Genomic DNA, 18,534 nt, shown 5'->3' on the forward strand with positions numbered 1-18,534 from the left:
ATCAGCGCCCCCTCTCCCCTTGCGGGAGAGGGCCGGGGTGAGGGGTATGCCTCTCCGGTTGCCGCACCTTGTGAGGACCGGAGCCAGCCCCCTCATCCGCCACGCGGCATACGCCGCGCGCCACCTTCTCCCGCGAGGGGAGAAGGGAAACGGGTGGTTCAGAGCCCCATCAGGCGCCGGGACTTGGAGCTGGGGTCCGGCTCCTCCGTCGCATCCGCCTCGGGGCCGGGATCATCCGGCAGGGGCGGCAAGGCGACGATGGCGTCGGCCTTCTTTCCGTTCTCTGGCTTGCCGTTCTGCCGCGACCGGCCGCGCGCGTCCGCGCCATTGCCGGCGGGCGGGGCGAGGATGACCGGCACCGGCTCGACGGCCTTGGGTTCGGCCCCCTTGGGCTCGGGAGGGTTCGATGCGACAGGCGCGGGCACCTCGACGACCACCACCGGCGCCCCGGCAGCAACAGCTTCGGCCGAAGCGGCCGGCGCGGACTCGGCCGGCTTGGGCTCCGCAGCCTTGAGCTCGGCCAGCTTCTTCTCGGCGAGCTTTTGCTCCGCGATCTTCTTCTCGGCGACCTTGGCTTCCTCGCTGGCGCGCACCGCGGCAATGGCCGCCTTCACCCGCTCCGCCTCGTGCTCCAGGATCGGGGTGGCGGAGACACCGGGCGGAACCTCCCACACGAAGGCGTCCAAGCGACCAGACACCGGCGAAACCGGCGCCCAGCGGTCGGAGACCACGCCATCGGCGATCCAGGCGGGATCGCGATTGGCGCGCACGGCGCGGGCGGTCCACTCGCGCGCCTTGCCGATATCCGCGTGCTCGGCCGCTTCCAGCTCTGCCATCAGCAGGCAGACGCGCTGGCTGGGATCGTCCAGCAGCGGCTCCAGCACGAGGCGGGCCTGGCGGAATTCCTGCGCATCGATGGCGGCGCGGGCGAGCGCGATGGCGCTTTCCCGCTGGGAGGGCGCCCGGTTGGCGAGGGTGCGGATGCGCTTCAGCCGGTCGAGGGCCGCATCGCCGGGACGCAGATACGCCTCCACGTCGGCGAGTTCCGGGTGCGGGTTGGCGGCAAACGCCGTCTCGACGATCTTCGCCGCCTTGCGCAGCTCTCCGGCGGCGCCCAGCAGGCGGCCGGCGCAGGCGGCGGCGGGCACGAGGGTGGGCGCGAGGCGCACCGCCTCCACCGCCTTCTCGCGGGCGACCAGCGGATCGGTCTGCTCCAGCGCGATGGCCTCGGCGGCGAGCAGCACGGCGCGGCGGCGCTTGTACTGTGCCTTGTCGATGCCCTTCTGCGCCATCTGGCGTTCGAGCACCGCGCGGGCGCCGGCATAGTCCCCGGCGGCGCAGCGCGCCTCGATCACCGCATCGGCGGCCCAGCCGAGCGTCGGGGCGGCCGAAGCGGCCTCCTCGGCGATGGCATAGGCGGCGGCCTTGTCGCCGGCCTTGCGGGCTTCCATGTGCAGCCCGCGCAGGCCGAGGAGGCGGGTGGAGGGATCGTCCACCATGGCGCGGAAGGCGGCGATGGCCACTTCCGGCTTGCCGTCGAGCTGGGCGGCCTGGGCGGTGAGGAGATGGGTGAGCGGCTCGTGCGGCAGGAGCCGCGCGGCGTCATGGCGCGCCTGACGCACGGCGGCATTGTCGCCGATGCCCACCGCGAGCAGGCCGCGCGAGACCGCCTGCCAGCCCTTCTCGCGCTTGCGACGGCGGGAGAAGGCGGCGATCAGCTTGGGCGAGCGAACGAGCAGCGAGAGCAGCCGCCAGAGCAGCAGCAGCACGCCGGAGACGACCGCGATGACGGCGAGGGCCACCGGCACGGTGGTCTCCACCCGCCAGCCCTCCCACACCACGGCGATCTCGCCCGGCCGATCGGCGAGCCAGGAGACGCCGAAGGCGGCGGCGGCGAGGAGGATGAGGAGCAGGACGAGGCGGATCACGGCACCTTCCCCGAAATGGCGGCCAGCTGCTGCTGGAAGAGAGATCCGGCGGCACGCACCGCGGCGGCCCGCGCCTCGATGTCGCGGAGAACGGCGAGGCGCTGCTGCACGCTTTCGGGCAGCTGCTTCAGCGTCTTCAGGGCCTCGTCGAGCTGGCCGGCGCGCACCTGGGTGACGGCGGTGGCGATGAGCCCTTCCGAATCCACCGAGCCGGGGCCGGTGGCGGGGCGCACCTTCACGAGGCTTTCGGCCGAGGACATCAGGCGGTCCACCAGCGAGGCCCTGGCATCGCTCGGGGCGGGAGCGGCGGCGCCGAGCGCGGCGGCCCCTTCCTGCGCGAGGCGGGCGGCGAGCGCGGCGGAGGGCGCGAAGCCCTTCTCGGCCGCCGCGGCGAAGGCGTCGAGCTGGCCGGCATTGGCGCCGAGCGTGGCGCGGGCGGCGGCAAGCTCGGCGGCGAAAGGACGGCCGGAGACCACTGCATCGCGGAAGGCGGCGACCACCACGAGGCTGGAGGCCGTGCGGTTGAACTTCGTGGCGGCGGCGCTCGCCTCCTCGATCTGCGTCTTCAGCGCATCGAAGCGCGGGCCGATGGCCTCGGCCTGCTTCTCCAGCCCCTGCACCTGCGGCCCGAGGGCCTGGGTCTGGGTGGCGAGGGCCTGCACCTGCGGAGCGAGCGACTGGGTGGCGCCGATGAGCGCCTGCACCTGCGGGGCCAGAGCCTCCACCTTAGGAGCCAGAGCCTCCACCTTGGCGCCGGCCTCGCGGGTGCCGGTGGTGGCGGCGGCGACCGCCGTGCGCAGGGCGCTGTCGCTGCCCTTCAGGGCGTCCACGTCGCGGCGCAAGGCGGCCAGCGCCTCGCGGCCCTGCTCGGCGGCGGTCTTGAGATCGTCCACGCTTTTCACAAGCGCCGGAGGGATGGCGGGAGCTGCGGGGGCAGCGGACGGCGCGGCGGCGGGCGCGGCCTTCAGCCCGGCGAGGGCGTCCTGCACCGCCTTGAGCGCGGCCTCGTCGCGATCGAGCCGCTCGGAGAGGGCGGCAATGGCCCGGGGATCGACGGCGGGCCGGGCCTCCAGCGCGGCGATGCGCGACTGCAGCGGCGACAGATCGACCTTCGGCGCGGCCACCGGGGCCGGCGGATAAAGAATGGGCAGGGCGTACCACAGCCCGCCGGCCGCCGCGCCACCGCCGATGAGGCCGGCGATCAGCGCCGCAAACACGGTGCCACCGCCGCCCTTGCGGGGGGCTTCCGGAGCCGGATGCGGCGGGGGCGGGGGGTCGGCCGGCGTGTCGCCGTCCTGCCGAACCTCGGTCTCGGCCACCTGCTCGGCGCTCTTCTCGGGGGCTTCAGTGCCGGCAGAAGCGTCAGCCAAGGCGGGGGCCGCCACAGGCTCTTCAGCCGGCGTGCCGGACGCGGCCGGCTCGGACGCCACGGGCGCGCGGGCGATCTCCTGCGCCTTCAAATCAAGCGTGGGCGGGGTGCGGGGCGGTCGGGAGGAGAAGTTCTCCGCCTTCGGATCGTCGCTCGCCGGCGTATTGGTGGCCATCGGCGTCGCTCGTGCCTCCCTATTGGGTTCGGACCCGTCTTCGGGACCGGGATAGACCGGCCGGGGCCGGGCCGCAACCGCGGCGCCCGCCCCCGTCCCTCACAGCCGCGTCACAGCAGCGCGAACAATGCGTCCTCATTGGGCGCGGCGGCGACTTCCACCGCCAGACCCTTGCGAACGAACGGCTCGGCCACCTGCTCGGACAGGCACAGTTCCCTCACACCGGTCAACGTGTCGTTAAGCCCCGCGCCTTCGACGCACCTGAGCAGTGTCTTCACCGTTCGCTGGGAGAAGTGCAGCGCGGCCTTAACGGTTCCGCTCGCCAGCGCCGCGCGGGCCTCTTCGCTCAGCGCATCGGCCGGTTCGGCGGCATAGACGATGGCGAGGTCCAGCGAGATGCCGGGGGCGGCAAGCAGGCCGGCGAGATCCGCGGCGCGGTCCTCCCCCGCCGGGTTCAGCACCCGCGCGCCGGACGGGAGCACCGCCGCGATGCGCCCGGCCAATGCCGAGGCGTCGCCGTCGCAATCGGTCACCTGGGCGAAGCCGATGGCGCGGGCCTCCTTGGCCGTGCGCGGCCCCACCGCGAAGGCCGGCAGATGCAGGAAGCGCTTGCCGTCAGGATGGGCGGCGAAGGCCGTCACCCCGTTGATGGAGGTAAAGGCCACCGCATCGAAGGGGCGATCCGGCAACGGTGTCGTGGTGGGGGCGATCCGCAGCATGGGATCGACGATCACGTCATGCCCCAGCGCCCGAAGACGCTTGGCGGTCTGGTTCGCCGCAGGCAGCGGCCGGGTGACGAGAACATGCATGGGCAAAATCAATCGAGCGGAAGAGCGGGGCAGAACAACGGCCGACGCGACCCGTGCCGCGCCGAAAAACACCGGACGCGGCGGCAGCCGCGCCCGAAACCCGAAATGGGGCGCGACCGAAACGGCCACGCCGAAAACTCACAATCCCAGCGCGCGAGCCGGGGCGCTGGCACGCAGCTGCGTGCCCAGCGCCGTGCCGAGCGCGGCGGCATCGGCAATGGGTGCCGCACCGGAGGCTTCCGCCGCATCCGCCCCATCGGGCGTCATGACGAGGCCGGAGAGGCGCACCTGGTCGCCCTCCACCTTGGCGAGGCCGGCGATGGGGGTGCGGCAGGAGCCGTCGAGCGCGGTCAGGAACGCGCGCTCGGCGGCCAGCGCGATGCCGGTGTCACGGCAGGCGATGGCGGCGATGGCGGCATTGGTGGCGGGGTCATGTACGCGGCATTCGATGGCCACGGCCCCCTGCCCCACCGCCGGCAGGAATTCCGATGTCGCCAGCACCGCGCTCGCCACCTCGGCGAGGCCGAGCCGAGTGAGGCCGGCGAGGGCGAGAAGCGTGCCGTCGAAATCCCCGTCCCTCACCCGGGCGAGGCGGGTGTGGACATTGCCGCGCAGCAATTCGACCTTGAGGTCCGGCCGCAGGCGCCGCAATTGCGCCTCGCGCCGGAGCGAGGCGGTGCCGACCCGCGCGCCGGCCGGCAGATCGGCGAGGCCGGCGCCGGATTTCAGGATCAGCGCATCGCGCACATCGGCGCGCGGCAGGTAGCCGGCGAGGTGCAGGCCCTCGGGCAGATAGGTGGCCACGTCCTTGGCGGAATGCACGGCGAGGTCCACGCGGCCATCCAGCAGCGCTTCCTCAAGCTCCTTGGTGAAAAGCCCCTTGCCGCCGGCCTCGGAGAGCGCCCGGTCCTGAATCTGGTCGCCGGTGGTGCGGATGACCTCGACGGCGACCTCGGCCGGCGCGACGTTCAGCGCCTGAGCGAGGGCCGCCTGCACCGCATGGGCCTGCCACAGAGCGAGCGGGCTGCCACGGGTGCCGATGCGCAAGATTGGAGGCGCGACAGGGGATTTTCCGCCGGACATTTCTTCCAATTTCGTATTCTCGTTCAGGGATGCGTAGAATGCGCGAGGGATTCGAAACGGGATAGGCGGCGTTGCGGCGCAGCGCAATGGCGGCGCGCAAGGCTCTGGAGGATCAAGGTTTGCCCGATCTCATGGTGCTCGGCATCGAGACCACGTGCGACGAGACGTCGGCCGCGGTGGTGACGCGCTCGCCCTCGGGCGCATCCGACATCCGCTCCAACGTCATCCGCTCGCAGGTGGAAATCCATTCGCCCTATGGCGGCGTGGTGCCGGAGATCGCGGCCCGCGCCCATGTGGAGGTGCTGGACCATGTGATCGCCGAGGCCATGCGGCAGGCGAACGTGGATTATTCCGAGCTTTCCGGCATCGCCGCGGCGGCCGGCCCCGGCCTCATCGGCGGGGTCATCGTGGGCCTCACCACCGCCAAGGCCATCGCGCTCGCGGCCAAGAAGCCGCTGGTCGCGGTGAACCATCTGGAAGCCCACGCGCTCACCGCCCGCCTCACCGATGGCGTCGCCTTCCCCTATCTGCTCCTGCTCGTCTCGGGCGGCCACACCCAGCTTCTCGCCATCGAGGATGTGGGCAAATACACCCGCCTCGGCACCACTTTGGACGACGCGGTGGGCGAGGCCTTCGACAAGGTGGCGAAGATGCTGAGCCTGCCCTATCCGGGCGGACCGCAGGTGGAGGAGCAGGCCAAGCACGGCTATTCCGCCCGCTTCGCCTTCCCGCGCCCGCTTCTGGGGCGGCGCGAGCCCGATTTCTCCCTCTCCGGCCTCAAGACCGCCGTGCGGCTGGAGGCGGACCGCCTCGCCCCGCTCTCGGACGAGGACGTGGCCGACCTCTGCGCCAGCTTCCAGGCGGCAGTGGTGGACCTGATCGCCGACCGCGTGCGCGCCGGCGCCCGCGCCTTCCGCGACCGGCTGGGGCGCGGCCCCACCGCGCTGGTGGTGGCCGGCGGCGTCGCCGCCAACGGCATGATCCGCGAAAGCCTCGCCAAGGTGGCGGCCGAGCTGAACACCCGCTTCGCCATGCCGGCGCCGGTGCTGTGCACCGACAACGGCGCCATGATCGCCTGGGCCGGGGCCGAGCGGCTGGCCCGGGGCATCCGCGACCGGCTCGACGTGAGCCCGCGCGCCCGCTGGCCGCTCGATCCGGCGGCCGCCGCCTCTGCCACCGCGCGGGCCTGAACGGTGTCGGGTTCCAGCTTTCGCCGCATCGGCGTGATGGGCGCGGGCGCCTGGGGCACCGCGCTCGCCAATGCCGCCGCCCGCGCCGGGCGCGAAGTGGTGCTGTGGGGGCGCGACGCCACGGCCATGGCCGACATGGCGGCGGCCCGCGAGAACCGGCCCGATTTGCCGGGCATTGCCCTTGATCCCGCCGTCTCGCCCGTGTCGGACCTCGATCTGGTGGCCGATTGCGACGCCGTGCTGCTGGTGGTGCCGGCGCAGGCCTGCCGGGAAGCGCTGGGGCATCTCGGCGCCCGCGTGCCGGCGGGAATGCCGGTCATTTCCTGCGCCAAGGGAATCGAGCGCGGCACCCGCGCCTTCATGAGCGAGGTGATCGCCGAGGCCCTGCCCGGCGCGCGGCCCGCCGTGCTCTCCGGCCCAAGCTTCGCCACCGATGTGGCGGCGGGCCTCCCCACAGCGGTGACGCTGGCGGCGCGGGACGGGACGCTGGCGAAGGATCTCGCGCAGGCGCTCGGCTCGTCCACGCTGCGGCTCTATCACTCCACCGATGTGCGCGGCGCCGAGATCGGCGGGGCGGCGAAGAATGTGCTGGCCATCGCCGCCGGCATCGTCTCCGGCCGCCGGCTGGGGGCGAGCGCCGCGGCCGCGCTGGTGGCGCGGGGCTTTGCCGAACTGATGCGCTTCGGCGCCGCCTATGGCGCACGGCCGGAGACCATCACCGGCCTCTCCGGCCTCGGCGACCTCATCCTCACCACCTCCGGCCCGCAATCGCGCAACTTCGCCTTCGGCCGCGCTTTGGGGGCGGGCGAGGCGGGGGCGGGCAAGCTGGCGGAAGGCGCCTTCACCGCCAGCGTGCTGGTGGAAATGGCGGCGGCGAAGGGCGTGGACGTTCCCGTCAGCGCCGCCGTGGACGCGGTGCTCGCCGGCCGCCTCGGCATCGACGGCGCCATCGAGGCGCTGATGGCGAGGCCGCAAAGGGCGGAGTGAGAGGCAGCGCCTCTTCTCAGCTTCACAGCCGTCATCCCCCGGCTCGTCCGGGGGATCCACCCCGCCGCCCGTCCCGCTGCGCATCACTCCCGCCACCCCTCGGTCGGCCCAGTGGATCGCCCGCACAAGGCGGGCGATGACGGCGAGAAGGAAATGGCGCGAGGGCTTTGTTCGCGGTCTTCGCTCAAGCGCCGCGCGGGTTTCAGGCTTTCAGCCGGTCGAAGGTGCGGCCCATCTCCTCGCGGCTCACATGGGCGATGATGGCGGGGTCGAGCACGTCCTCGCCGGCGCGGAAGGCGGCTTCGGCGTCGGGGTGGGCGAGCGCGATGCGCAGCGCGCCGAGCAGGTCGTAGAGCGCCCAGGGCTTGCCGGCATCGCGCAGGGCCGATTGCAGCGCCCCCTGCACCAGCGCCCGCACCGTGCGATGGGATTCGGAGACCGGCACCTCGTCCGCCTCGCCTTCCAGCGCGGCGATGCAGGCCTCGGCATCGAACGAGACGTGGCCGCGGCAGGCCAGCGGACGCACCGGATAGATCACGCAGATGCCCTCGGCGAGGAACGGGCATTCCCCGCCCAGCGCCATGGTGCCGGAGGCGGCGGGCGCGGTGGCCTGCGCGGCGGCGAGTCGGGCGGGCAGGTCGATGCCTACCTTGCGGAAGCCTTCGGACATTGCGCGGACATAGCGCGCCACCATCAGCACCTCGGGCATGGTCGCCGCCACCTGGATGCGGCAGCAGGTGCCGCAGCCCTTGTGGCAGGCCAGCGGCGGCAGATCCTTCGCCTGCTCGGCCACATTGTGCTCGTAACTGGAGAAGGCCTGCATCCAGATGCGGTCGACGATCTCGGCCGAGCCCGCATGGGCGCCGAGGGTCGCGCCGAAGGCGGCGTGCTGGGCACGGAAAAAGGCGGCAGGACCATCGGACGCGGGGTCCGTCCCGGAAGCGATCGCCACGGCAAGCCTCCAAAAATGCGTCGCGCCCCAAACGGGCGATCCGGCACGCTGGCCAAAAGCCGGAGCCGGAGCATTGAGATGGAACAAGCTATGTACGATCGGGAATAGCCAACAACTCCGGGAAACTGCGTAGGGCCCCGCCCCCCGGGACAAAGGGGGCGGGGAAAGCCTTCAGAAGCCGGGCACCTCAGAAGTAGGTGGCCACTCCAGTGGTGTGCTCCACCGACGGCGGGCTGGCGAAGTAGGGGCTGACGAGGCGGCGCCACTCCTGGAACTCGGGCGAGTTGCGGAAGTGCTCCATGTGGTCCTCCACGCTCTCCCAGGTGACCAGGAGATGATAGCGCGTGGGCGTCTCCACACCGCGCGCCAGCGACATGCCGATGCAGCCGCGCGACTTCTGGAAATAGGGCGCCGCCTCCCTCACCGCCGCCTCGAAGGCCGCCTCGGAGCCTTCCTTGATGTCGAGCGTGGCAACCTCGTAGACCATGTGCTCTTCCTTGATGTGATGCAGCGGGATTCGCCCGCGCCGCCGCGGCGGAGATTAAGGCCTCGCGCGTCGCAGGCAAGCCATGACAAGAAGCCTTGCCAAGCAAGGCGGGAAACGGCACATCCGCTCAATCGATTGCGAACGCGAGCATTGCCATGGCCCACTGGCTCTACAAGTCCGAACCCTTCAAATGGTCCTGGGAGATGCAGGTGAAGGCCGGCGCCAAGGGCACCCATTGGGACGGGGTGCGCAACCACCTCGCCAAGCAGCAGATGCTCGCCATGAAGATCGGCGACACCGGCTTCTTCTACCATTCCAACGAAGGCAAGGAGATCGTCGGCATCGTCGAGGTCATCAAGGAGGCCTATCCCGACCCCTCCGACCCCACCGGCAAGTTCGTGATGGTGGACATCAAGGCGGTGAAGCCGCTGAAGACGCCCGTCACCCTCGCCGCCGTGAAGGCCGAGCCGCGGCTTTCGGAGATGGCGCTGATGAAGTTCTCCCGCCTCTCGGTGCAGCCGGTGACGGACGAGGAATGGGCCCTCGTCTGCGCCATGGGCGGCCTGAAGGCGTGAGCCGCGCGATCAGCGATCCCAACGCCTTCATCCGCGCCGAGACACGCCTGCGCCCGGTGCCGCTGGTGCCGGAGATCTCGCTCCATGTGGCCGATGAGGCGGTGCCCATCTGGCATCGCACCGAGGAGGAACTGGGCGAACTCGGCCTGCCGCCGCCCTTCTGGGCCTTCGCCTGGGCAGGCGGGCAGGCTCTCGCGCGGCATGTGCTGGACCATCCCGAGACGGTGCGCGGCAAGCGCGTGCTGGATTTCGCCTCCGGCTCCGGGCTGGTGGGCATCGCCGCCATGAAGGCGGGGGCGGCCTTTGTCACCTGCGCCGACATCGACCCGTTCGCGGTGGCCGCCATCGCTCTCAACGGGGCGGCGAACGGCGTCGCGCTCTCCCCCGTGCAGGACGACCTCATCGGGCGCGACGAGGGCTGGGACACGGTGCTCGCGGGCGATATCGCCTATGAGCGCGATCTTTCGGAAAAGGTCTTCGCCTGGCTCCTCGCCCTCGCGGCGCGCGGCGCCGGCGTGCTCATCGGCGATCCCGGCCGCACCTATCTGCCCAAGGACCGGCTGACGAAGCTGGCCGAATATTCCGTCCCGGTGACGCGGGAGCTGGAGGACATGGAAATCAAGCGCACGGCCGTCTGGCGGCCAGCGTAAGGGCCTGTCTGGCGGGCAAGTAGGAGCCTCGCCGCAACTCCATCGTCATGCCCGGCCTTGTGCCGGGCATCCACGTCGGGCCGATGGGACGATGTCCGAATGATGTTTCCGGCCGCACCACGTGGATGGCCGGGACAAGCCCGGCCATGACGGCCTGTGTGGAACCATTCCGCTGCGCTCCATGCGTCCGGGGCGCGAGAGCGGTTCTCGGGACAAGCGACAGCGTGTCCGACGTGCGAGGGCTGCCCCTCAGCACTCCACCCGGTTCGGGCAGAACGCCTTGTGAAGCGCGGCGATCACCGCCAGCACCTCCTCCCGCGCGATGCGGTAGAACACGCTCGTGCCTTCGCGCCGTGCCTCCACGAGGCCGTCCGCGCGCAGGCGCATGAGCTGTTGCGACATGGGCACCTGCTCGATGGCGAGTTCGTCGCGGAGCTGCGCGACCGATTTCTCGCCATCCACCAACGCGCACAGAACCAGCAGGCGCTGCGGGTGGGACAGGCTGCGCATGAGTTCGGCCGCCTGCTCCGAGGCGGGGATCATCTCAACAACATTCATAGTCTTGAATTTATGATAATTGAATGTTAGATGCAATGGCAACGCGGGGAAGCCCGCACGCAAGGGGCGCCCGAACGGCGCGCCCCGACGAAGCAGGATTTCGGGAGCAGCATAATGTCTGTCGATCGCATCGTCATGATGTTTGCGGGTTTCATGGTGCTGGCGTCGCTCGGCCTCGGCCTCACCGTGTCGCCCTATTTCTTCTGGCTCACCGCCTTCGTGGGCGCGAACCTGATGCAGGCGTCCGTCACCGGCTTCTGCCCGGCGGCCATCCTGCTCAAGAAGCTGGGCGTGAAGCCCGGCGTCGCCTTCACCTGAACACCCGGAACCGAACCCCCGCCCGGCACGAGGCCGGGCAGAGAGAGCAACCCATGTCCCTGCGCTTCATCCCGCCCGCCGCGGCCTTCGCGGTGGCGATGGCTGCCCTTTTGCCTGCGTCCGGCATCGCCCGCGCCGCCGATTTCACCGTGCGCAGCGTGGAGGTGCCGGAGCTGAAGGGCGTCTTCGGCGAGGTCAAGAGCCGCACCGTGGTGCCCGCCCGGGCGCGCATCGGCGGCACCGTGCGCTCCGTCACCGTTTCCGAAGGCGACAAGGTGAAGGAGGGCGACGAGATCGCCCTGGTGGTGGACGACAAGAACGCCCTCACCCTCAACGCCGCCGACGCCAGGATCAAGGAGCTGACCTCCCAGCTCGACAATGCGAAGATCGAGCTGGACCGCGCCCAGCAACTCGTCGCCCGCGGCGTCGCCAGCCAGGCGCGGCTCGATACCGCAAAAACCCAGTTCGATGTCGCCACCAACCAGGTGACGGCCTCAGAAGCCGACCGCGCCGTGATCCTCCAGCGCGCCCGCGAGGGCGCCGTGCTCGCCCCCGCCGATGGCCGCGTCCTCACCGTTCCGGTCACGCCCGGCAGCGTGGTTCTGGCCGGCGACGAGATCGCCCGCGTCGCCTCCGGCCCCTATTCCCTCCGCCTGTCTTTGCCCGAGCGCCACGCCGCCTCCATCCGCGAGGGCGGCACGGTGCGCATCGGCGAGCGCGGCATCTCGCAGGACAAGGCCGGAACGCCCGCCACCGCCCGGCCAGGCCGGATCGTGAAGGTCTATCCGGAAATCTCCGCCGGCCGCGTCATGGCGGACGTGGAGGTGGATGGCCTCGGCAGCTACTTCGTCAATGAGCGCACGCTGGTGTGGGTGGAGATCGGCCGGCGCTCGGTGCTGGCCGTTCCCGCCGCCCTCATCCGCACGCAGCACGGCATCGATTATGTGACGCTGGCCACCGCTGGCGGCCCGCTCGACGTGCCCGTCATCCTCGGCGAGCGGTTTGCCGGCGATGACGGCGAACGGGTGGAAATTCTCACCGGCCTCAAGGACGGCGACGTGATCTCCGCGGCAGGGCGCTGACCATGAGCGAGATCTCCAAGGGCGAGACCCATTCGGGCGAGAACCGCCCCCTCGGCATCGCCGGCGTGCTCACGCGCACCTTCATCGCCTCCCCCCTCACCCCGCTGCTGCTGCTCGCGGCCTTCGCCTTCGGCCTCATCGCGCTCATCACCCTGCCGCGCGAGGAAGAGCCGCAGATTTCCGTGCCCATGGTGGACATCCGCGTCTCGGCCCAGGGGCTGAAGGCCGAGGATGCGGCGAAGCTCGTCACCGAGCCGCTGGAAACCATCGTCAAGGCCATCGACGGGGTGGAGCACGTCTATTCGCAGACCGAGGACGACGGCGTCCTCGTCACCGCGCGCTTCCTCACCGGCACCAGCCCGGATGCCGCCATCCTGCGCGTGCACGAGAAGGTGCGGGCCAATCTCGACCGCATCCCGGTTGGGATCACCGAGCCCCTGATCGTCGGCCGATCCATCGACGACGTGGCCATCCTCGTGCTCACCCTCGTGCCCAAGCCCGAGGCCGCGAGCCGCTGGACCGCCAACGACCTCACCCGCGTCGCGCGGGAGCTTCAGGCCGACATCTCCAAGCTGCCCGATATCGGCCTCACCTACATCGTCGGCGAGCAGCCGGAGGAGATCCGCGTCGCGCCCGATCCCGAGCGCCTGTCCCTCTACGGCATCACCCTCGCCCAGCTGCAGGGCAAGCTGGAAGGCGCCAACCGCACCTTCAACACCGGCACCGTGCGCGAGGCCGCCGGCCAGCGCACCCTCGTCGCCGGCCAGACCCTGCAGACCCCCTCCGAGATCGGCGGCATCCTCCTCACCTCCCGCGATGGGCGCCCCGTCTATGTGCGCGACGTGGCCAACGTCACCCTCGCCACCCAGCCGGCCGAGCACTACGTCACCCATATCGAGAAGGGGCCTGATGGCCTCACCCGGCGCCCGGCGGTGTCGCTGGCCATCGCCAAGCGCCCCGGCACCAATGCGGTGGTCATCGCCGAGGAGGTGCTGCGCCAGATAGAGGCCGCGCACGGCTCCACCCTCCCCGCCGACGTGGAGGTGAAGGTCACCCGCAATTACGGCGAGAGCGCCAACGAGAAGGCCAACGAGCTGCTGCTGCATCTCGGCCTCGCCACCCTCTCCATCGTCGTGCTGGTGGGCTTCGCCATCGGCTGGCGCGAGGCGCTAGTGGTGGCCGTGGTCATCCCCACCACCATCCTCCTCACCCTCTTTGCCGCCCGCCTCATGGGCTACACGCTGAACCGCGTGAGCCTGTTCGCGCTCATCTTCTCCATCGGCATCCTCGTGGACGACGCCATCGTCGTCATCGAGAACATCGCCCGCCACTGGGCCATGAAGGACGGGCGCTCGCGGACGCAGGGCGCCATCGACGCGGTGGCGGAGGTGGGCAATCCCACCATCGTCGCCACGCTGACCGTGGTGGCCGCCCTCCTGCCCATGCTGTTCGTCTCGGGCATGATGGGCCCCTATATGAGCCCCATCCCCGCCAACGCCTCGGCGGCGATGGTCTTCTCCTTCTTCGTCGCCGTCGTCCTCACCCCCTGGCTGATGCTGAAGATCGCCGGCCGGGCGGGGCAAGGTGACGGTTCCCATGGCGACCATGGCGAAGCTGCCGACGGCGGGCGGCTGGGGCGCTTCTATGTGCGGGTGGCCCGCCCCATCCTCGCCTCCCGCGCGCGGGCGGGTGCCTTCCTCGCCACCGTGGGGGTGGCGACCCTCGCCTCCCTCAGCCTCTTCTACACCCACGCGGTGACGGTGAAGCTTCTTCCGTTCGACAACAAGACCGAACTGGCCGTCATTCTGGACATGCCGGCTGACACCCCTGTGGAACGCACCGATTCCACCCTGAATGCCATGGTGAACGCGCTGTCGGACCTGCCGGAGTCGGTTTCCTTCCAGACCCATGCCGGCACCGCCGCACCCTTCAATTTCAACGGCTTGGTCCGCCACTACGGCCTCAGGTCCGCGCCGAAGCAGGGCGACATCCAGATCAACCTCAAGGAGAAGGGCGAGCGCTCCCGCTCCAGCCACGAGATCGCGCTCGATGTCCGTAACCGACTGAAATTAATAGCACTTCCGCCGGGCTCGTCGCTCCGGGTGGTGGAGCCGCCCCCCGGCCCGCCGGTGCTCGCAACCCTCCTCGCCGAGATTTACGGCCCCGATCCGGACACCCGCCGCGCAGTCGCCCGAAAGGTGCGGCAAGCCTTTGAAAGCGTTCCGTTTATCGTGGACGTGGACGACAGCTTCGGCACCCCCGGGGAGCGCGTCCGCCTGGCCATCGACCAGGACAACCTCGAATTTTACAAGGTGGAACAAGGGGATGTGTACGATGCCATCCGCGGCATCTTCGCCGGCGGCACCTTGGGCTATTCCCACCGCGGCGGCGGCCGGGCGCCGATCCCGATCCGGCTCGAAATGTCGAAGGGAAACAAGGCTGTAGACGAACGCACCCTGGCGACCCCCGTCCCCGCCAACGCCCTGCCCGGCGGGCGCGGCGTGGTGGAACTCGGCGACGTGGTCCGCGTCGTCCGCGAACCCGCCTCCTTCCCCATCTTCCGCCACAACGGTCGCCCCGCCGAGATGGTGACAGCCGACCTCGCCGGCGCCTACGAAGCCCCGGTCTACGGCATGATGGCCGTGTCGAAAGCCTTGGAAAACATGGATTTCGGATCGCTGCCGAAGCCGGAGATCGCCCTCCACGGCCAGCCCTCCGACGAGACGAAGCCGACCCTCCTGTGGGACGGCGAGTGGGAGGTGACGTGGGTCACGTTCCGCGACATGGGCGGCGCCTTCATCGTCGCCATCCTCGGCATCTACATCCTCGTCGTGGCGCAGTTCGGCTCGTTCAAGCTGCCGCTCGTCATCCTGACGCCTATCCCATTGACATTCATAGGGATCATGACCGGACACTGGCTGTTCGGCGCCCCGTTCTCGGCCACGTCCATGATCGGCTTCATCGCGCTCGCCGGCATCATCGTGCGGAACTCCATCCTGCTGGTGGACTTCATCCGCCACGCCCGCACGCCCGGTCGTCCGCTCGAGGAGGTGCTGCTCCAGGCCGGCGCGATCCGGTTCAAGCCCATCCTTCTCACGGCTTTGGCGGCGATGATCGGCGCGGCGGTGATCCTGACCGACCCGATCTTCCAGGGCCTCGCCATCTCCCTCCTGTTCGGCCTCGCCTCCTCCACGGCGCTGACCGTGCTGGTCATCCCGGCCATCTACGTGGTGCTGAGAGGCCGGCGCATGGACGGACCGAAGACGGTGTGACGCGGAACGGTGGACAGGCTGAAGATCCCGTCCTCGCCGGGATTTTCCACGCTTGACAGCATAGGGCGCCAAATCATAAATGGCGCCTCCCACGGTTCGGGGCCGTAGCTCAGATGGGAGAGCGCTGCAATCGCACTGCAGAGGTCAGGGGTTCGATTCCCCTCGGCTCCACCAATCAAATTCCCACATCGTCGACTGTTCTCAAGACCAGAGGCGGAAGCCGCAGCGTCTGTGCGTAAAGGCAACGTAGTGCATCCCCGCCAGCTTCTGCCGGCGGAGATGCTCTTCGAACCTGCCGTGGAACGCTGTAGACCTGCGCGCCCTAGCCTTCGCCGCGGGCGATGACGGGGAGCTGCGGCGCTTCGTCGACATTGAGGCTGAACAGATCGGGCCGCGCATAGTGGCCGATGGGGTCGAAATCCAGCTTGGCGCCGATGATGTCGTCCAGGTCGATCTCGGCGGTGAGGATGGTCTCCTCGTCCAGCACAGGCCCGGCCAGAACTTCGCCGAGGGGACCGACGATCACCGAGCGGCCGTGCATCATCCAGGCGTCGGGGGCGGCTTCGATGCGGCTGGCATAGTCTTCGGGGAAGTCGGAGCGGCGCATCACCTGGCAGGCGCTGATGACGAAGCAGCGGCCCTCCATGGCCACGTGCCGCATGGTGGAGATCCAGGTTTCCCGGTCGTCGGCGGTGGGCGCGGCCCAGATCTCGACGCCCTTGCCGTAATAGGCGGCCCGCAGCAGGGGCATGTAATGCTCCCAGCAGATGGCGCCGCCGAGCTTGCCGTGGGGCGTATCGACCACGGTCAGGGTGGAGCCGTCGCCAAAGCCCCACACCAGGCGCTCGGAGCCGGTCGGCATCACCTTGCGATGCTTGCCGAGAAGACCATCGGGGCCGAGATAGAGCACGGTGCAATGGAGCGTTCCGCCGTCCCGCTCGATGACGCCGACCACGACATGAATGTCATGCTCCGCGCAGGCCGCCGCCAGTTGGTCCACTTCCGGCCCGGGCACGGTGATGGCGCCGCGCACGTAGCGGACGAAATCCGCCCGCCCCTCAGCCGTCCGCCGGCCGACGCTGCAGCCGAAATCCAGCCCCTTGGGATAGCCGCCGATGAAGGCTTCGGGGAATACCGCGATCTTCGCCCCCGTGGCGGCAGCCTCGGCGATGAGGGCGACGGTGCGCTGGGTCGCGGCAGGGCCGTCGAAGGGGATGGTTGCGGCCTGGACAGCGGCCACCTTGATCCTGGGCATTTCGCTCATTCCTTGTTGTGTGCTGCGCCGTTCCACAGCGGGCGATCGAGGTCGAAGAGGTCGCGCGTGCGCGTGTAGGCCGTCGGGCCGTGCATCCGGGCGACGAGATCGAGGGCAAGGCCGTCCACGCGCGGGCGGGCTGGATCGCCGGTCAGTACATGGGCGGCATAGTGGGCGTGCAACACCTCGCCGACGACCAGAAGCTGGCCCGGGCCGGTCTCCAGCAGATGGGTCATCCGGCATTCGAGGGCAACAGGGGATTCGGCGATGCGCGGTGGACGCACACCGATGCTGGGGGCGGCGGAAAGGCCCGCCAGCGCCATCTCGTCCACCTCGGGCGGCGCATCCACGCAGGTCGCGTTCATGGCCTCGACGAGGGCATGGGGGACGAGATTGACGACGAATTCCCCGGTGGCGCGGATGTTGGTGGCCGTGTCCTTCTCCGGCTCCGGCCGTGCCAGAATGCCGAGGGCGACCACCGGCCGGTCCGCACCGAAGACGTTGAAGAAGGAATAGGGCGCGGCGTTCACGACGCCGTCGGCGCTCATGGTGACGACCCACGCGATGGGTCGCGGCAGGACGGTGGACGCCAGCAGCCTGTAGCGCATCTCGGCGGAGAGGAGGCTGAAGTCGAAATGGCGCGTGGCGGGGCCGTCCGGGGGCGGGGCTGCCTGTGTCTGGGTATCGGTCATGATGTCCCTGCGGCCGGCGTCAGGCGCGCCTGCCAGCTGGCGGACGATGGCCCTCGCGCGGGGCGGGACCATCGTCTCCATGGTGACGGACGGTAGCCTCAGGCGCGAAGGATCTTCACGCTCTTCACATCGAAGCTGCCGGTGGCGATCTCCTTGTCCACCTCGCCGGCGATGGCCGTGTTGACGAACTTCGGCACATCCGGGAGACGCGGCAGGAGCTTGGCTTCCACGCCCCATTTGGCGAGGGTCTCCATCTGCGCGATCTGGGCGGGGGACAGTGCCACCTTGATGTCGGTGAAGGTCTTCGCGCTCCACGCCGGATCGTAGCTCGACGCCTTCTGGAGCACGGGCTCGGGAATGTTCTTGGCCGGCTCCAGCGAGCGGAACCAGCTGTTGGCAAGGTCATTGTTCTGCGCAGCGAAGAACAGGGCCTGCGCATTGGCGAGCAGCAGACGGCGCAGCACATCCGGCTTCTGCAGGAAACGGTTGTTGGCGGCGAGCACGATGACCGGGCTCAGATTCTCCGAGACGACGACCGCATTGCCCGTGCTCTCGAAGAAGCTCACGAACGGATCGTAGGTGAAGAAGGCATCGATGCGCTGCGCGCCCACGGCATCGGCCAGTTCGGCCGGGCCGACGTTCACGAAGGTCATGTCCTTGCCGGGCACGAGGCCGGCCTTCAGCACGGCATCCTGCGCATTCTGGAACGCGGTGATGCCGAAGGTGCCGTAGACCTGCTTGCCCTTCAGGTCCGCCATCTTGGTGATGCCGGACTTCTTCGTCGCCAGCACCGCGGAGCGGAAGCGGGCCTGGGAGGACACGGTCGTCACCGGCGCGCCGATGGCCATGGTGGTCACGGCGGCGAAATCGGAGAGCGTGCCCACGTCACCCGCACCGGAAACCAGCGCCTCGGTGATGGCCGGCGAGGCGGCGAGCTGGATCATCTCCATCTTCAGCCCGTTGCGGGCGGGGATGTCCGTGCGCATCAGCACATGGGCGATCTGGGCCGACACGGTGGTCGTGTTGAACCAGCACATGCGGACCACGTCCCCTTCCTGCGCGCGCAGGATCGATGGGGCGGCCAATGGAAGGGAGGCGGCAAAGCCGGCGGCCAGCTGGCCGAAACGGCGGCGCGAAAGTCCTGAGGTCACG

General features: G+C 70.0%; 17 protein-coding genes and 1 tRNA gene. 8 read left to right on the forward strand and 10 right to left on the reverse strand.

All coding sequences use genetic code 11. From position 1 onward, the window contains the following. Positions 1–158: 158 nt before the first annotated feature. From FHT36_RS08215 to hemC, 4 genes are all read right to left on the reverse strand, one after another. Entirely contained in the window at positions 159–1,928 is a 1,770-nt protein-coding gene (locus FHT36_RS08215) for a heme biosynthesis HemY N-terminal domain-containing protein (protein ID WP_169121991.1), read from the reverse strand. Then, positions 1,925–3,472, reverse strand: coding sequence for a hypothetical protein (locus FHT36_RS08220; RefSeq protein ID WP_169121992.1), 1,548 nt, complete (start codon positions 3,470–3,472; stop codon positions 1,925–1,927). The genes FHT36_RS08215 and FHT36_RS08220 overlap by 4 nt, the downstream gene beginning before the upstream one ends. Positions 3,473–3,582: 110 nt before the next feature. Then, on the reverse strand, positions 3,583–4,281 hold the full coding sequence (locus tag FHT36_RS08225) for a uroporphyrinogen-III synthase (RefSeq protein WP_169121993.1): 699 nt from the start codon (positions 4,279–4,281) through the stop codon (positions 3,583–3,585). Between the two features lie 138 nt (positions 4,282–4,419). Further along, entirely contained in the window at positions 4,420–5,364 is a 945-nt protein-coding gene (gene hemC, locus FHT36_RS08230; protein WP_169121994.1) for a hydroxymethylbilane synthase, read from the reverse strand. A gap of 86 nt (positions 5,365–5,450) precedes the next feature. Here hemC and tsaD point away from each other — a divergent pair, with 86 nt between their 5' ends. Further along, on the forward strand, positions 5,451–6,554 hold the full coding sequence (gene tsaD / locus FHT36_RS08235) for a tRNA (adenosine(37)-N6)-threonylcarbamoyltransferase complex transferase subunit TsaD (protein WP_169121995.1): 1,104 nt from the start codon (positions 5,451–5,453) through the stop codon (positions 6,552–6,554). A gap of 3 nt (positions 6,555–6,557) precedes the next feature. After that, positions 6,558–7,541 (forward strand): NAD(P)H-dependent glycerol-3-phosphate dehydrogenase, encoded by a 984-nt coding sequence (locus FHT36_RS08240; protein ID WP_348644397.1) that lies wholly within the window; start codon positions 6,558–6,560, stop codon positions 7,539–7,541. 202 nt (positions 7,542–7,743) lie between these two features. Here the strand turns inward: FHT36_RS08240 and FHT36_RS08245 are convergent, their stop codons facing one another. Then, positions 7,744–8,493 carry a YkgJ family cysteine cluster protein gene (locus FHT36_RS08245; protein WP_210257620.1) on the reverse strand — a complete coding sequence of 250 codons (750 nt, stop codon included), beginning with the start codon at positions 8,491–8,493 and terminating at the stop codon, positions 7,744–7,746. Positions 8,494–8,680: 187 nt separating this feature from the next. Beyond that, complete coding sequence (locus tag FHT36_RS08250) at positions 8,681–8,980, reverse strand: antibiotic biosynthesis monooxygenase (RefSeq protein WP_169121996.1); 300 nt, start codon at positions 8,978–8,980, stop codon at positions 8,681–8,683. A 155-nt stretch (positions 8,981–9,135) separates the two neighbouring features. Between FHT36_RS08250 and FHT36_RS08255 the strand changes: the two genes are divergently transcribed. Together FHT36_RS08255 and FHT36_RS08260 are read left to right on the forward strand one after the other, a co-directional pair. Beyond that, positions 9,136–9,555 carry an EVE domain-containing protein gene (locus FHT36_RS08255; RefSeq protein ID WP_169121997.1) on the forward strand — a complete coding sequence of 140 codons (420 nt, stop codon included), beginning with the start codon at positions 9,136–9,138 and terminating at the stop codon, positions 9,553–9,555. Further along, positions 9,516–10,205 (forward strand): methyltransferase, encoded by a 690-nt coding sequence (locus FHT36_RS08260; protein WP_169121998.1) that lies wholly within the window; start codon positions 9,516–9,518, stop codon positions 10,203–10,205. The genes FHT36_RS08255 and FHT36_RS08260 overlap by 40 nt, the downstream gene beginning before the upstream one ends. Before the next feature lie 249 nt (positions 10,206–10,454). Here FHT36_RS08260 and FHT36_RS08265 read toward each other — a convergent pair whose 3' ends face one another. Continuing rightward, positions 10,455–10,748 carry a helix-turn-helix transcriptional regulator gene (locus tag FHT36_RS08265; protein WP_246702083.1) on the reverse strand — a complete coding sequence of 98 codons (294 nt, stop codon included), beginning with the start codon at positions 10,746–10,748 and terminating at the stop codon, positions 10,455–10,457. Between the two features lie 129 nt (positions 10,749–10,877). Here FHT36_RS08265 and FHT36_RS08270 point away from each other — a divergent pair, with 129 nt between their 5' ends. From FHT36_RS08270 to FHT36_RS08285, 4 genes are all read left to right on the forward strand, one after another. Further along, on the forward strand, positions 10,878–11,081 hold the full coding sequence (locus tag FHT36_RS08270; RefSeq protein WP_024281123.1) for a DUF2892 domain-containing protein: 204 nt from the start codon (positions 10,878–10,880) through the stop codon (positions 11,079–11,081). A 53-nt stretch (positions 11,082–11,134) separates the two neighbouring features. Then, entirely contained in the window at positions 11,135–12,163 is a 1,029-nt protein-coding gene (locus FHT36_RS08275) for an efflux RND transporter periplasmic adaptor subunit (protein ID WP_246702084.1), read from the forward strand. 2 nt (positions 12,164–12,165) lie between these two features. Continuing rightward, positions 12,166–15,435: an efflux RND transporter permease subunit gene (locus tag FHT36_RS08280; protein ID WP_169122000.1), complete on the forward strand. Its 3,270-nt coding sequence runs from the start codon at positions 12,166–12,168 to the stop codon at positions 15,433–15,435. A 98-nt stretch (positions 15,436–15,533) separates the two neighbouring features. Continuing rightward, positions 15,534–15,609 (forward strand) — tRNA-Ala (locus FHT36_RS08285). Positions 15,610–15,757: 148 nt separating this feature from the next. On the opposite strand, the gene FHT36_RS08290 is transcribed toward FHT36_RS08285, so the two are convergent. The 3 genes from FHT36_RS08290 to FHT36_RS08300 all read right to left on the reverse strand — a co-directional run bounded on the left by FHT36_RS08290 (position 15,758) and on the right by FHT36_RS08300 (position 18,533). Then, positions 15,758–16,690, reverse strand: coding sequence for a carbon-nitrogen hydrolase family protein (locus FHT36_RS08290; RefSeq protein WP_169122001.1), 933 nt, complete (start codon positions 16,688–16,690; stop codon positions 15,758–15,760). A gap of 5 nt (positions 16,691–16,695) precedes the next feature. Next, complete coding sequence (locus FHT36_RS08295) at positions 16,696–17,382, reverse strand: flavin reductase family protein (RefSeq protein WP_169122002.1); 687 nt, start codon at positions 17,380–17,382, stop codon at positions 16,696–16,698. Positions 17,383–17,480: 98 nt separating this feature from the next. Then, on the reverse strand, positions 17,481–18,533 hold the full coding sequence (locus FHT36_RS08300) for an ABC transporter substrate-binding protein (protein WP_281805565.1): 1,053 nt from the start codon (positions 18,531–18,533) through the stop codon (positions 17,481–17,483). Position 18,534: the final 1 nt, after the last annotated feature.

The organism is Xanthobacter sp. SG618 (assembly GCF_012932745.1).
GTDB lineage: Bacteria > Pseudomonadota > Alphaproteobacteria > Rhizobiales > Xanthobacteraceae > Xanthobacter > Xanthobacter flavus.

What these genes read in the sequence shown, in the direction of transcription:
- FHT36_RS08260 (WP_169121998.1), top strand. Translation starts at nt 9,516, where the DNA reads ATGGGCCCTCGTCTGCGCCATGGGCGGCCTGAAGGCGTGAGCCGCGCG.
- FHT36_RS08270 (WP_024281123.1), top strand. Translation starts at nt 10,878, where the DNA reads ATGTCTGTCGATCGCATCGTCATGATGTTTGCGGGTTTCATGGTGCTG.
- FHT36_RS08265 (WP_246702083.1), bottom strand. Translation starts at nt 10,748, where the DNA reads ATGATCCCCGCCTCGGAGCAGGCGGCCGAACTCATGCGCAGCCTGTCC.
- FHT36_RS08250 (WP_169121996.1), bottom strand. Translation starts at nt 8,980, where the DNA reads ATGGTCTACGAGGTTGCCACGCTCGACATCAAGGAAGGCTCCGAGGCG.
- FHT36_RS08220 (WP_169121992.1), bottom strand. Translation starts at nt 3,472, where the DNA reads ATGGCCACCAATACGCCGGCGAGCGACGATCCGAAGGCGGAGAACTTC.
- FHT36_RS08255 (WP_169121997.1), top strand. Translation starts at nt 9,136, where the DNA reads ATGGCCCACTGGCTCTACAAGTCCGAACCCTTCAAATGGTCCTGGGAG.
- FHT36_RS08295 (WP_169122002.1), bottom strand. Translation starts at nt 17,382, where the DNA reads ATGACCGATACCCAGACACAGGCAGCCCCGCCCCCGGACGGCCCCGCC.
- tsaD (WP_169121995.1), top strand. Translation starts at nt 5,451, where the DNA reads ATGGCGGCGCGCAAGGCTCTGGAGGATCAAGGTTTGCCCGATCTCATG.
- FHT36_RS08275 (WP_246702084.1), top strand. Translation starts at nt 11,135, where the DNA reads ATGTCCCTGCGCTTCATCCCGCCCGCCGCGGCCTTCGCGGTGGCGATG.
- FHT36_RS08225 (WP_169121993.1), bottom strand. Translation starts at nt 4,281, where the DNA reads ATGCATGTTCTCGTCACCCGGCCGCTGCCTGCGGCGAACCAGACCGCC.
- FHT36_RS08290 (WP_169122001.1), bottom strand. Translation starts at nt 16,690, where the DNA reads ATGCCCAGGATCAAGGTGGCCGCTGTCCAGGCCGCAACCATCCCCTTC.
- hemC (WP_169121994.1), bottom strand. Translation starts at nt 5,364, where the DNA reads ATGTCCGGCGGAAAATCCCCTGTCGCGCCTCCAATCTTGCGCATCGGC.
- FHT36_RS08280 (WP_169122000.1), top strand. Translation starts at nt 12,166, where the DNA reads ATGAGCGAGATCTCCAAGGGCGAGACCCATTCGGGCGAGAACCGCCCC.